This is a genomic window from Streptomyces sp. NBC_01508 (assembly GCF_045040315.1).
In the GTDB taxonomy this organism is placed as follows: domain Bacteria; phylum Actinomycetota; class Actinomycetes; order Streptomycetales; family Streptomycetaceae; genus Streptomyces.
Map to the genome: position 1 here is coordinate 2,467,052 of NZ_CP109419.1, position 12,779 is coordinate 2,479,830.

Here is a 12,779-nt window from a genome sequence, read left to right on the forward strand (position 1 = left end):
CGGGAGGCGCGCTACGAATTCCCGGGTCGGAGAGACCGCCGCGGCGTCAGGGGGTCGCGGCCCCGCCGACCTCCGCCAGATACGCGCTCGTCTTCTCGGGGTCGTAGAAGAAGTTCTCGAAGTCCGCGGGGTCGTTGAAGCCGTTCGCGAACCGGTCGGCGACCGGCTGGAGTTGGGCCGCCGCCCCGAACAACTCCATGACGTGCTCCGGCTGCGGGCCGAGCATCGTGTTCGTCCACTTGGTGGTGTGCCGCGCGCTCTCCCAGTGACGGTCGAACGTCGCCCGCATCCATGCCCCGTCGAACTCCCTCTCGCCGTGCGACACGATCGAGTCCAGGTACGAAGCGGCGCACTTGGCGGCCGAGTTGGAGCCCTGGCCGGTGACGGGGTCGTTCGCGACGACGACGTCGGCGACACCGAGGACGAGCCCGCCGCCCGGCAGCCGTCCGACCGGATGCCGCACGGTGGGCGCGTATCGGCCGACCAACGTGGCGTTCGCGTCGGTCAGTTCGACCTTGGTGGCGCGGGCGTACTCCCAGGGCGTGTAGCGCTCCATCAGCTCCAGCGTCAGCGAGAGACGGTCCGCCGGGTCCCTGATGCCCTGGAAGACGTCGAGCGGGCCGCCCGGTATGCCTTCCCAGAACAGTATGTCCGCGCGGCCGGTGCCGGTCAGCGTCGGCATCACGAAGAGTTCGCCGACGCCGGGCACGAGGTTGCAGCGTACGGCGTCGAACTCCGGGTGTTCGGGGCGCGGGCCCATGCCGTGGACATACGCGACGGAGAGCGCCCGCTGCGGCGCGTCGTACGGGGAGCGGGCGGCGTCCCTGCCGAACATCTCGACGAGTTCACCCTTGCCGGCCGAGACGAGGACGAGGTCGTAGGCGCGCGAGAAGTAGTCGAGGTCGGACACCGCCGCACCGTGGATGACGAGTTGGCCGCCGCGCTGGGCGAACGTCTCCATCCAGCCGGCCATCTTGACCCGTTGGTCGACGGACTGGGCGATCCCGTCCAGCCTGCCCACCCAGTCGATCGCGCGGGAGGAGTCGGGCGCGGCGACCGAGATGCCGAGGCCCTCGACACGCGGGGCCTGCGACTCCCAGAAGCCGAGCTGGAGATCGCGCTCGTGCTGGAGGGCCGTGTGGAACATGCACTGGGTGGACATGACTCGGCCGGACCGGATCTCGTCCGCCGTGCGGTTGGACATCAGGGTGATCTCGTACCCGTGCGACTGGAGTCCGAGGGCGAGCTGGAGGCCGGACTGGCCGGCCCCGACGACGAGTATCTTCCGCATGGCGGGTTCTCCGTTTGTTGCTGCCTGCTTGGCTGCCGGTCGAGCTATTCGTCCACCGCTTCGAGTGCGTGGCCCACCAGGGCCAGCAGCGATTCGACGACGGTGATCCGCTTCCGCGCGTCCATGATCATCACGGGTACGTGGGCCGGCACCGTCAGCGCCTCCCGTACGTCCCGCGCCTCGAACGGCTCCGTGCCCTCGAAGTGGTTGACGGCGACGACGTACGGCAGCCCGCGGCTCTCGAAGTAGTCCAGCGCCGGGAAGCAGTCGGCGAGCCGGCGGGTGTCGGCCAGGACGACGGCGCCGATCGCACCGCGCACCAGGTCGTCCCACATGAACCAGAAACGCTGCTGGCCGGGGGTGCCGAAGACGTACAGCACGAGATCGTCGTCCAGCGTGAGGCGGCCGAAGTCCATCGCGACGGTCGTGGTGTTCTTCTCGGGGGTGGCCGCGAGATCGTCGGTGCCCTCACTGGCCCGCGTCATCACCGCCTCGGTGCGCAGCGGCCTGACCTCGGAGACCGAACCGACGAAGGTCGTCTTGCCGACGCCGAAGCCGCCGGCGACCACGATCTTGGTCGCGATGGGCGCTCTGGTGCGGTCCAACTGCCAGTCGCGCGGTACTTCTTCGGAGGCATCGGAGATATCGGAGACATGAGACACGTCGGGTGTGTCACGCGTGTCTCGCCTGTCGAATGTGCTCGGTGTGTCAGAGACGTCGGAGTCCACCCAACACCCTTTCCAGCAACGCCCGGTCCGGATGGCCGCTGCCGTGACCCGTCCCGTACACCCGGATCTTTCCCTGGTCGGCCAGATCGCTGAGCAGCACCCGGACGACTCCCAGCGGCATCCTGAGCAGCGCCGAGATCTCGGCGACGGTCCGCATCCGTCTGCACAGTTCGACGATGGCGCGCATCTCCGGCATGACGCGCGACGCGGCGCCGCCGGCCGGCAACTCCTTGCGCTCCCGCGGAGCTTCCAGCGCGGCGACGAACGTCTCGACCAACAGCACATGGCCGAAGCGCGTCCTGCCGCCCGTCAGGGAGTACGGACGCACCCGAGCGGCCCGGTGGTCCGTACCGCGCGTGGGAAGCCCGTGGACCGCCGACGTCATCGGGCGCTCTCCATCGACTTGCGCAGCTCGCTGCGGAGTTCGGGGGTGAGTACGTGTCCGGCGCGCCCGACGAACATCGCCATGTGGTAAGCGACGACGTGCATGTCGCAGTCGGCGCCGGCGTGCAGGCCGAGCAGCGAACCGTCGCTGATCGACATGACGAAGACGCTGCCCTCCGCCATGGCGACCATGGTGTGCTTGACGCCGCCGCCGTCCATCAACTCGGCCGCGCCGAGGGTGAGACTGCCGATGCCGGAGATGATGGTGGCGAGATCCGCGCTGGAGCCGCGCGGGCTCTCGCTCCCGCCCGCGGTGGCCGCCGCGTCGTGCCGCGCCGGGTCCGAGGAGAGCAGCAGGAGCCCGTCGGACGACACGACCGCGACGGAGTGTGCTCCTCGCACCTCCTCCACCAGATTCGTCAACAGCCAGTGGAGATTGCGGGCTTCGCTACTCAGTCCGAATGTGCCGGTCGCCGTCAACTGCGTGCCTCCTCTACAGTTTCCCCCGTCTCGTCCGTACGTGCGCCGGTCCCCTCCGCGGCTTCCATCTGGCGCGGTACCGCACTGTTCTGCTTCTGCACTTCGGTCTGCTCCAAGAGCTCGGCGTCGGCGGCGCGCTTGCCGTCCCTGGCTCCTCGGTGAAAGCCACCGAGCCTGCGGCGCAGCGCGTCGGCGTCGACGCTACCGGTCCGATCGGCCGTCGTGGAGGCAGGCTTGACGGCTTTCGGGGTGCGCTTGGGCAGTCCCTTGTCGGTGACGGCCTCGCTGACGGGGTCGGAGACGGGCTCGGAGAGAGGGTCGTCGGTGGCCGGGTCACTGGCCGGCTCGGTGACGGCCTCCGTGACCGGCTCGGTGGCGGCCTTCGCTTCTTCCGCGACGTCCGAGGCGTCTGCTGCGGTGTCCGCCGCGTCTGCGGCGTCAGCGGCGTCAGCGACCCTGTCGTGCGTGTCGGGGCCGATGGCGTACGGGTCGTCCGCCGGGGCCTCGTCCTCCGCTACCAGCGGGTCCCGGCCCGAACGGCCCGGCAGGGCATTGGAGTTGGCCTCCGCCGCCGACCCCGGCAGATGCAGCATCGGCGCCGCGCCCGCCGCGGGCGCCCGGTGCGGGGCCGCGAGCGGCGGAATCTTCGGGAGCAGGGCCTGCGGCAGTACGACGACGGCGGCGATCCCGCCCTGCTGGTGCTCACGCAGCGTGATCTCGACGCCGTGGCGCGTGGCCAGCAGCGCGGCTACGCGCAGGCCGAGCCCGTCGACTTCGCCGTCGGCGGTGGCGGTAGCGGTAGCGGGCTTACCGGACTTGGCGGGCTTGGCGGGCTTGGCTGCCAAGCGCTTCTGGAGCCGGGGCTGGTGCCCCTCCGGGTCGGCGAGCCGTTCGTTGAGTTCGGCGATCCGCGCCGCCGGCATCCCGATACCCCTGTCCTGCACGGAGAGCACCGCGTCGCCGCTCTCCAACAGCCAGCCGGACAGCTCGACCTGGGCGCCGGGGGGCGAGAACGACGTGGCGTTCTCCAGGAGTTCGGCGACGAGGTGGCTGATGTCGTCCGCGGCGAAGCCGGCCAGTTGGGCGTGCGGCGGCAGCGACAGGATGGTGACCCGCTCGTACTCCTCGATCTCGCTGACGGCCGCTCGCAGGACGTCGACGAGCGGTACGGGGCCCGCGTAGCCCCCGCCGTACTCGTGCCCGGCGAGCACCAGCAGGTTCTCGCCGTGCCGGCGCATGACCGTGGCCAGGTGGTCGAGCTTGAAGAGGACGCCGAGCCGGTCCGGGTCCTGCTCGCGCTCCTCCAGGCTCTCGATGACGCCGAGTTGGCGGTCCACGAGGCCGAGTGTGCGCAGCGAGAGATTGACGAACGTGTGGTGGACGGTGTGCCGCAGCGCTTCGAGCTGTGCGGTGATGTCGGCGGTCTGCTTCTGGAGTTCGGCGCGCTGGTCGGCCATCGCCTGCCGGGCGCCGATCAGTCCGGTGCGGTCGCTGTTGAGCTTCTCGGCGCGGGCGGACACGTCGAGGAGCTTGGCGTGCAGGCCGTTGAGCGACCGTACGACCTGGCCGAACTCGTCGTTGCGGCCGGTGAAGCGGACCGGTTCCTCGGTCGCGGGCTCGGAGGCCAGCCGGGCCGCGCCGATACGCAGGACGGCGAGCGGCCTGGTGAGCGTACGGGCGATGGCGGTGGACACGCCGACGGCGGCGATCAGCAGACCGCCCAGGAGCGCGATGCTCACCTCCAGCGAGGTGACCGAGTCGTCGCGCAGCCGCTCCAGCTGCTTGAGCTGGCCGGAACCGATGCCCGACTCGACGCCGCGCATCTGCTCGACGCGGCTGGACAGCGACGATTCGACCTTCTCCTGGTTGGCGTCGCGGTCGCTGTCGGAGAGTTCGGGGCTGTTGGTGAGGCGGGTCAGGTACTTCTCCGCCGCGGTGACCTCGGGCCCGGTGACGGTCGTGGCGAGGGAGTCGCGCGCCTCGGTGCCCGCCGACTGGTCGAAGTCGGCGAGTGAGGCGAGTTCGTGGACGCGGGCCTGCTGGGCGGCGGCGCTGAGCGCGTCGCGCGTGCGGTCGCTCTCGCCGTCCGCGCCGCCGTCCGCGCCGGTGTCGGGCTGCGCGGGGAGGCCGGTGACCGGGTCGTACTGCGGTGCGGCGGCCTTCGGCTCCGGGACGGCGAGCGCCGCCAGCAGCAGGCCGCGGGTGGCCGACGCCTGCTCGACGGCGCGGCCGAGGGCGGCGGGGGCGCGGGTGCCGTCGGCGGCCTCGGGGGGCGTCTTCTCGGCGACCTCGTCGCCGGTGGCGTGGAGTTTGGCGATGACGTCCGTGTACGCCTGGTACGCCTCAAGGGCGCTGCCCTTGCCGGTGAGGGCGGTGCGGCGGATGGACGGGACGGTGGAGAGGTCCCTGCGCAGTCCGGGCGACGCGGCCTCGTCGATCTCGTCGATCTGCCGGTCGACGCGGGTGGCGGGGGCGCCGCCCGGGGGGCCGCCCGCTCCTTCGTCCGCTCCGTCTCCGCCGCCACCGGCCTTGTCGCTTTCGGCCTCCTCGCGGCCCGCCGCGATGTGGACGACGACTTCGTCGCGCTCGTCGGCGAGGGAGTGGGCGAGGACGGCCGTCTGCCGGTTCAGCTCGGCGAGGGTGACCAGGCGCTGTGCGTCGGTCAGTTCGGACGAGGCGCCCAGGACGGCGGGCATGCCCGCCGCCACGACGGTGACACCGACGACGGCGACCGCTGCGACGAGCCGACTGCGCACCCGTACGGGCCGCCCGGCCGGAGCCTCGGCCGCGTCCGCCGAACCAGCCGTGCCGGCCGAACCAGTCGCACCGGCCGTGACCGCCTTACCGGGCTCTGCCGGCTTACCGGGCTCTGCCGAACCCTGGGACCCGCCGCGCGTGCCGCCCTTGCCCCGAGGCCGCTTCTTCTGCACCGGTGCTCGCATTCTTGACTCGTCCGCCCATGAAGCAGAGGTGACGTCCGGTCACACCCGGATAACCCCCCCACCCCTGGCACGGCTTCCGACCATTCCAGCGTTTTTCGGAGGGGGCCCGTTTCGGCCGCACCGCCACTTGAACGAGTGAACATCAAGGAGGAGTTGACGAACAACTCGCACGGGCACGCGGCACGGATGCGCACGGTGGGGCGGTTGGAACTTACGCGTGAGCTTTGGCAAGATGCCCGGCCGCATCGTCGCGGAAATGATCATTCCGCACATACGGAGGCGTGGCGTACGCGGTCCGGCGCCGGGACGGCGCCGAACCGATGTCGGGGCGGGTCGGGGTACGTCGCGGTACGTCGACCGCCGAGGCATACCGCCCTCGCGCGGACACCCCGCGGACACCCCGCGGACACCCACCGACACCGTGCGGACACGGCGAAGGCGTCGTGCGGAGCCGCACCGGCCGTCCGGCAGACTGGGGCGTATGCGCATCGACATCGCCACCGCCCCCGGCAACCACCCCCGCCCGAACGAGGACTGGTCGGCCGTCGCCGCGCCATCGGCGGGCAGCGGCGGCACACTGATCGTGCTGGACGGCGTGACGCCTCCGCCGGACGATGACGGTTGCGTGCACGGCGTCCCGTGGTTCACCGCCCGGCTGGGCGGGGCGCTGACCGAACTGTCCGCTTCGCGGCGGGAGATGCCCCTCGCCGACGCCCTCGCGGAGTCGATCCGGCGCACGGCCGACGCCCACCGCGACACGTGTGACCTTTCTCACCCCCGTACACCTCAGGCGACCGTCGTCATGGTGCGTTGGGACGCGGAGACGGTCGAGCATCTCGTCCTCTCCGACTCCACGCTCCTCCTGGAGTCGCCGGACGGCCGGGTGCGGGCCGTCGTGGACGACCGGCTGGACCGCGTCCCGGCGGCGGTCCGCCGCCGGACCGCCGCGACGGACGCGCTGCGCAACGCGGAGGGCGGCTTCTTCACCGCGGCCGTCGACCCGGGCGTGGCGTCGAAGGCCGTGACGGGGCGGACGCCCGCCTCGGAGGTACGTACCGCCGTGGCGCTCACCGACGGTGCGGCGCGCTGGGTCGAGGTGTTCCGGGAGGGCGACTGGGCGGACTGTGTGGCGCTCCTCAGGAAGAGCGGACCGCAGGAGCTGATCGACCGGGTGCGGGCGGCGGAGTCCGCCGACCCGGACAGGGTGGCCTTCCGGCGGGGCAAGGTGTGCGACGACGCGACGGTCGTGTACGTGGAGCCGTAGGCCCGGCTCCCGCGCCCCAGCCCCGCCCCAGACCCGCTCCCGCCCCACCCCGCTCCGCGGGCGGCCGGTTCAGCCTTCCGCGCGGGCGTTCAAGTGGTGCAGCAACCGCGCCAGTTCGGCGACCTCCGCCCGGTCCCAGTCGGCGAGTTTGCGTACGTAGCGCTCGCGCCGCGCGTCCCGCACCCGGCGGAAGCGCGCGACCCCCTCGCCGGTGAGCCGGACCAGCGAGGCACGCCCGTCGGCCGGATCGGGCTCGCGCGTGACGAGTCCGAGCCCTTCCAGCGCGTGCAGCTGACGGCTCATCGTCGCCTTGCCGACCCCGAAATAGCCTGCGAGATCGGTGGCCCGCTGCTGGCCGGTCTCCTCCAGCCGTACGAGAAGTCCGTAGGCGGCCGGCTCCAGTTCGGGGTGGACTTCGCGCGCCATTTCACCGGAATTGGCTCTCGCACGCCGCAGAAAGACGGCCAACTCGCGCTCCAGCGCCAGGAATTCGTGGTCCACATCACTGCCCACATCATGTTTCCCGGCCGATTCGGGTTCTTTCGCCGTACCGTCTCCGTGCACGTCAGCACCCATCACACCCATCGCGCGCTTTCCCGCTCCTGAGAGTTCTCCGTCGCCGGGGCCCATTGCCGCAGCCCGGTCAGTATTTCGCAGGTTTGTACCAACGGCAGCCGCCCGAGGCCCTTCCGCCGTTCCGATTCGCCTCGTTCCGTCCCCCGTTCCGTCCCCCGTGGCGGCCGGCGCGGGGCTCACGCGGACGAGGTGGACCCCCGGCACCGGGTGCCGGGGGTCCACCTCGTACAGCTCGCACAACGCCGCTCGCGCGCTACGCGGCGACCGCAATCTCCGCCGTCGCGGTCCCGTTCTCGGTCGCGTCCGCCGTCGCCGACGAGAGCGCGATCTCCAGGACCTGGCGTACGTCCGTCACCGGGTGCACCTCCAGCTTGTCCAGGATCTCGGCGGGGACGTCGTCCAGGTCCGCCTCGTTGCGCTTCGGGATCACGACCGTCGTGATGCCCGCGCGGTGCGCGGCCAGCAGCTTCTGCTTCAGGCCGCCGATGGGCAGCACGCGCCCGGTCAGCGAGACCTCGCCGGTCATGGCGACATCCGTACGGACCTGGCGTCCGCTCAGCAGCGAGGCGAGCGCCGTCGTCATCGTGATGCCCGCGCTCGGGCCGTCCTTGGGCACCGCGCCCGCCGGGAAGTGGATGTGCACGCCCCGGTCCTTCAGGTCGGCCACCGGCAGCTCCAGTTCGGCGCCGTGCGAACGCAGGAAGGACAGGGCGATCTGCGCCGACTCCTTCATGACGTCGCCGAGCTGTCCGGTCAGGGTGAGCCCCGAACCGCCCGTCTCCGGGTCGGCCAGCGACGCCTCCACAAAGAGGACGTCTCCGCCGGCGCCGGTGACCGCGAGGCCCGTGGACACGCCCGGCACCGCGGTACGGCGCTCGGCCGGGTCCTGGGCGGACTCGGGCACATGGTGCGGCCGGCCGATCAGGCCGCGCAGATCGCCGTCTCCTACGGAGAAGGGCAGTTCGCGCTCGCCCAGCTCGTGCTGTGCGGCGACCTTGCGGAGCAGTCTGGCGATGGACCGTTCGAGGTTGCGTACGCCCGCTTCGCGGGTGTACTCGCCCGCCAGCTTGCGCAGCGCCCCGTCCTCCAGCGTGACCTCGCCGCTCTCCAGACCGGCCCGCTCCAGCTGCCTCGGCAGCAGGTGGTCGCGTGCGATGACGACCTTCTCGTCCTCGGTGTAGCCGTCGAGACGGACCAGCTCCATCCGGTCGAGCAGGGCCTCGGGGATGGCCTCCAGGACATTCGCGGTGGCGAGGAAGACCACGTCGGAGAGGTCGAGTTCGACTTCCAGGTAGTGGTCGCGGAACGTGTGGTTCTGCGCCGGGTCGAGGACTTCGAGGAGAGCTGCGGCCGGGTCGCCCCGGTAGTCGGAGCCGACCTTGTCGATCTCGTCCAGCAGGACGACCGGGTTCATCGAACCGGCCTCCTTGATCGCCCGCACGATACGGCCGGGGAGCGCGCCCACGTACGTACGCCGGTGGCCGCGGATCTCCGCCTCGTCCCGGACACCGCCGAGCGCGACGCGGACGAAGGAGCGTCCCATGGCGTGCGCGACGGATTCTCCCAAGGAGGTCTTTCCGACACCGGGCGGACCGACGAGGGCGAGGACGGCGCCGCCGCGTCGGCCTCCGACCACACCGAGCCCGCGGTCGTTGCGGCGCTTGCGGACGGCCAGGTACTCCGTGATCCGTTCCTTCACGTCCTGAAGGCCCGCGTGTTCGGCGTCGAGGACGCGCTGGGCGCCCCGGATGTCGTACGCGTCCTGCGACCGCTCGTTCCACGGCAGTTCGAGGACGGTGTCCAGCCAGGTGCGGATCCACGAGCCCTCCGGGCTCTGGTCCGACGACCGCTCCAGCTTGTCGACCTCCTTGAGCGCGGCCTCACGGACGTGCTCGGGCAGGTCGGCGGCCTCCACGCGGGACCGGTAGTCGTCGGACTCGTCCCCGGGGTCGCCGTTCAGCTCGGACAGTTCCCTGCGTACGGCGTCGAGCTGGCGCCGCAGCAGGAACTCGCGCTGCTGCTTGTCGACGCCCTCCTGGACGTCCTTGGCGATGGACTCGGCGACGTCCTGCTCGGCGAAGTGCTCGCGGAGCTGGTCGGTCGCCGTCTTCAGCCGGGCCACCGGGTCGGCGGTCTCCAGCAGCTCGACCTTCTGGGCCGTGCTGAGGAACGGCGAGTAGCCGGCGTTGTCGGCGAGCTGCGAGACGTCGTCGATCTGCTGGACACGGTCCACGACCTGCCAGGCGCCGCGCTTCTTCAGCCAGTCGGTGGCGAGAGCCTTGTACTCCTTGATCAGTTCGGTGACGGAACCGGGCAGCGGGTCGGGCACGGTCTCGTCGACGTGCAGCCCCTCGACCCACAGGGCCCGGCCGGGCCCTGTCGTACCGGCGCCGATCCTGACGCGCCCCCTGCCGCGGATCAGGGCGCCGGGGTCGCCGTCGGAGAGCCTGCCGACCTGCTCGACGGTCCCGAGGACACCGGTCCCCGCGTAGGCCCCGTCGAGGCGCGGCACGAGCAGCACCCTCGGCTTTCCCCCGCTACCCCCGGAGTCGTCGCCCGCAGCCGCCTGGGCGGCCTCCACGGCGGCCCGTACTTCGGCGTCGGACAGGTCCAGCGGCACCACCATCCCAGGCAGCACGACCTCGTCGTCGAGCGGCAGCACGGGCAGGGTGAGCGGTGTGGACGTGGCAGCCATGGTCTCCCCTTCGGCAGAGTCAAAAGTTGAGCTATGTCGACTCAATGCTTGTGAGCCTGCCGTTGTTCCCCGGATACCTGGGGAGGGTGTTCGCTCTGAGCGATCGCTCTCCTTTGACGTGGATCTCTTCGTTTTGCAACTTCATCCTTCGTGTGGCCTTTCGTCTTGCAGAGTGACCTTTCGTCGCAGGCTCGGATTAGTGAGTCGTGGCAGGTTCGTCAGGGGTGGTGCCGGGTGATGCCTCTGGCCACCGGCAGACCCGGCAGATGCCGCTGACCCTTGTACGACTTAAACGCGCGCACCGGCGCGACGCCCCCGAACCGCACTGCCCAGGCATCCGCCAGCGAGCGACGGAACTCAGACCCGCCCCGGTCGGCGTACGCGACCTCGAACGGATAGAACAGGCTGCGGCGAAACCGGTGATCGTGCCGGACAGCGTCGTCATCGACGGCGGCAAGGTGTTCATCTCCGACACCTTCGTACGGGCCTGCGACCGGCTCGGCATCGCGGTGCAGAGAGCACGTCCGCGCACGCCCACCGACAAGGCCATCGCAGAGGCGACGTTCTCCGCGATCAACACACTGTTCGTCCAGCACCTTCCCGCCTACACCGGGCGGGAGGTTTCCCGCTGCGGCGAACGGATCGAGGACCGGGCCGTCTGGACGATCCCCGAACTCCAGGACCCGGACCTGCTGGACGAGTGGCTGCTGGCCGGGTGGCAAGCCAGAGCGCACGATGCTCCGCGCGACCCATTCCGCATGAAGAAGGCGATGTCGCCGAACGACAAGTACACCTCCCTGGTCGCGGCCTGCGGCTTCCTGCCGCTGGTCCTACGCGGTGAGGACTACCTGGAAACTGCTGCCGGTGACCTGGCGGGCCATCAACGGCTCCGGCATCCGGATCAACTACCGCACATACGACAGCGCCGAGTTGGGACCTCTGGGGCGCCCGCACTCCGGGCATGCAGCCAAGCGCGGTCTCTGGGAGGTCCACTACGACCCCTACGACCTGTCCCAGGTGTTCGTACGCACCCAGCGGGGCTGGGTCACCGTCCCCCGGGTGCACCTTCCTCTGGTGAAAGCACCGTTCGCGGACTTCACCTGGCAGCACGCTCGCCGACTGGCCGCCGAGGTCGGGCTGGACGACACCAATGAGAACGTCTCCTCCATCGACTGGGCCGCCTGACCGGGCTGGCGGATCGAACCGAACCGACTCTCTAGTGATTTTTGCAGAGTTAGTTACAGTTAGCTGAGTCGAATTTGCAGAGTTAGTTACATCCAGGTGTAACTAACTCTGCGGGATTTTAGAATCATGTGTAACTATGGCTGCATGAACCGTGGAGAGCAGCTGAGGCGCATCGCCGAGCACGCCGCCGACCAATGGGGTCTTGTCACCGCCGCCCAAGCGAAGCGGATCGGCCTGAACGCCGTGCAGATCCTGCGCCTGACCGAGGCAGGACTGCTCGAGAACGTCGGCAGAGGTGTCTACCTCCTTCAAGCGGCAGGCTTCCCCCTGCACCTGGAGGTCAAGGTTGCCTGGCTGCGCCTGCAACCCGCGACCTTCGCCTCGGAGCGCCCACTGGGGGGCAAGGACTCCGGTGTCGTCTCCCACGCCTCCGCCTGCCAGCTCCACGGCCTGGGAGACATTCCCGCCCCGAAGGCCGAGATCAGCGTGCCCCGACGACGCACGACCACCGAGCCATTCGTCCACCTGCGCACCGTGCACCTGGAGCCGGACGACATCACTCTCATCCAGGGGCTGCCCGTCACCACAGCCCGCCGCACCATTCTCGACCTGCTCCGCAGCAAAACCGACGGCGGCCACCTCGGGGGAGTCATCGCCGACGCGGAACGTCTCGAACTCATCGAGATCCAAGACCTCCAGGAATCCGCCCAGCCCTATACCCGCACCTATGGCCTACCCGCCCAGGCCACAGGGCAGGAACTCATCGAGCACCTGGTCGACCAAGCCGGCAAGCACCTGAGATCCCAGGAGGTTGCCAGAGCCAGCACAGAAGGCTTCGCCACCGCCCTCGAACTAATGACCCGAGAGACCTACGATCCTAGCCCCGCCATCCGCCAGTCACTCCAGGCCATGCGGCGGATGAATGAGCAGATGGCGTTGCCGAACAGCGCTCTGCAGGAAGCCGTGCGGCGGATTGGTGAGATGGCTGCGACGACGAACGCTCCTCTCCAGGAGGCCATGCGGCGGCTGCACGAGCACACCGTGAATCCCCGGACTCTCGAAGAAGGAAGCGGCGCCGCAACTGTCGAGAGCCGTCCTGCGATCGAACAACAAGACTCATCAAGCGGCCGGGCAGCTCACGAGACCTCTACCGAGCAACCAGCCCAGCACCATGTCACGGACGATGTTCAAAAGGACACGGGCGGCAAACCGGACTCCGAGTACGATCAGTAGT

11 protein-coding genes are annotated in these 12,779 nt (G+C 70.1%); 3 read left to right on the forward strand and 8 right to left on the reverse strand.

The features are described 5' to 3' along the window. Positions 1-46: 46 nt before the first annotated feature. The 5 genes from OG700_RS11055 to OG700_RS11075 are packed head-to-tail and all read right to left on the reverse strand — an operon-like array spanning position 47 to position 5,813. Positions 47-1,291 (reverse strand): styrene monooxygenase/indole monooxygenase family protein, encoded by a 1,245-nt coding sequence (locus OG700_RS11055; RefSeq protein ID WP_405612314.1) that lies wholly within the window; start codon positions 1,289-1,291, stop codon positions 47-49. Between the two features lie 44 nt (positions 1,292-1,335). After that, positions 1,336-1,953, reverse strand: a complete 618-nt coding sequence (locus tag OG700_RS11060; RefSeq protein ID WP_405612316.1) for a GTP-binding protein — start codon at positions 1,951-1,953, stop codon at positions 1,336-1,338. 46 nt (positions 1,954-1,999) lie between these two features. Beyond that, positions 2,000-2,404, reverse strand: coding sequence for a DUF742 domain-containing protein (locus OG700_RS11065; protein WP_405612318.1), 405 nt, complete (start codon positions 2,402-2,404; stop codon positions 2,000-2,002). Continuing rightward, on the reverse strand, positions 2,401-2,883 hold the full coding sequence (locus OG700_RS11070) for a roadblock/LC7 domain-containing protein (RefSeq protein WP_405612320.1): 483 nt from the start codon (positions 2,881-2,883) through the stop codon (positions 2,401-2,403). The genes OG700_RS11065 and OG700_RS11070 overlap by 4 nt, the downstream gene beginning before the upstream one ends. Next, a complete protein-coding gene (locus tag OG700_RS11075) occupies positions 2,880-5,813 on the reverse strand; it encodes a nitrate- and nitrite sensing domain-containing protein (protein ID WP_405621590.1) in 2,934 nt (977 codons plus the stop codon). Before OG700_RS11075 ends, OG700_RS11070 begins: the two co-directional genes overlap by 4 nt. Positions 5,814-6,306: 493 nt before the next feature. Here OG700_RS11075 and OG700_RS11080 point away from each other — a divergent pair, with 493 nt between their 5' ends. Then, the gene (locus tag OG700_RS11080; RefSeq protein ID WP_405612322.1) at positions 6,307-7,089 is read left to right on the forward strand and encodes a hypothetical protein; all 783 of its coding nucleotides are present in this window, start codon (positions 6,307-6,309) and stop codon (positions 7,087-7,089) included. 69 nt (positions 7,090-7,158) lie between these two features. On the opposite strand, the gene OG700_RS11085 is transcribed toward OG700_RS11080, so the two are convergent. The 3 genes from OG700_RS11085 to OG700_RS11095 form a co-directional block, all read right to left on the reverse strand. Next, the gene (locus tag OG700_RS11085; RefSeq protein WP_405612324.1) at positions 7,159-7,674 is read right to left on the reverse strand and encodes a MarR family winged helix-turn-helix transcriptional regulator; all 516 of its coding nucleotides are present in this window, start codon (positions 7,672-7,674) and stop codon (positions 7,159-7,161) included. Between the two features lie 244 nt (positions 7,675-7,918). After that, positions 7,919-10,360 carry an endopeptidase La gene (lon, locus tag OG700_RS11090; RefSeq protein WP_405612326.1) on the reverse strand — a complete coding sequence of 814 codons (2,442 nt, stop codon included), beginning with the start codon at positions 10,358-10,360 and terminating at the stop codon, positions 7,919-7,921. A gap of 218 nt (positions 10,361-10,578) precedes the next feature. After that, complete coding sequence (locus OG700_RS11095; protein ID WP_405612328.1) at positions 10,579-10,956, reverse strand: hypothetical protein; 378 nt, start codon at positions 10,954-10,956, stop codon at positions 10,579-10,581. Between the two features lie 241 nt (positions 10,957-11,197). On the opposite strand from OG700_RS11095, the gene OG700_RS11100 reads away from it, so the two are divergent. After that, on the forward strand, positions 11,198-11,545 hold the full coding sequence (locus OG700_RS11100) for a Mu transposase C-terminal domain-containing protein (RefSeq protein WP_405612330.1): 348 nt from the start codon (positions 11,198-11,200) through the stop codon (positions 11,543-11,545). 144 nt (positions 11,546-11,689) lie between these two features. Next, complete coding sequence (locus tag OG700_RS11105) at positions 11,690-12,778, forward strand: type IV toxin-antitoxin system AbiEi family antitoxin domain-containing protein (protein ID WP_405612332.1); 1,089 nt, start codon at positions 11,690-11,692, stop codon at positions 12,776-12,778. The last annotated feature ends 1 nt before the right edge of the window (position 12,779 follow it).

Bases quoted from the DNA above. Each gene is read 5' to 3' on its own strand.
- OG700_RS11055 (WP_405612314.1), bottom strand. From the start codon at position 1,291: ATGCGGAAGATACTCGTCGTCGGGGCCGGCCAGTCCGGCCTCCAGCTC.
- OG700_RS11065 (WP_405612318.1), bottom strand. From the start codon at position 2,404: ATGACGTCGGCGGTCCACGGGCTTCCCACGCGCGGTACGGACCACCGG.
- OG700_RS11080 (WP_405612322.1), top strand. From the start codon at position 6,307: ATGCGCATCGACATCGCCACCGCCCCCGGCAACCACCCCCGCCCGAAC.
- OG700_RS11085 (WP_405612324.1), bottom strand. From the start codon at position 7,674: ATGGGTGTGATGGGTGCTGACGTGCACGGAGACGGTACGGCGAAAGAA.
- lon (WP_405612326.1), bottom strand. From the start codon at position 10,360: ATGGCTGCCACGTCCACACCGCTCACCCTGCCCGTGCTGCCGCTCGAC.
- OG700_RS11105 (WP_405612332.1), top strand. From the start codon at position 11,690: ATGAACCGTGGAGAGCAGCTGAGGCGCATCGCCGAGCACGCCGCCGAC.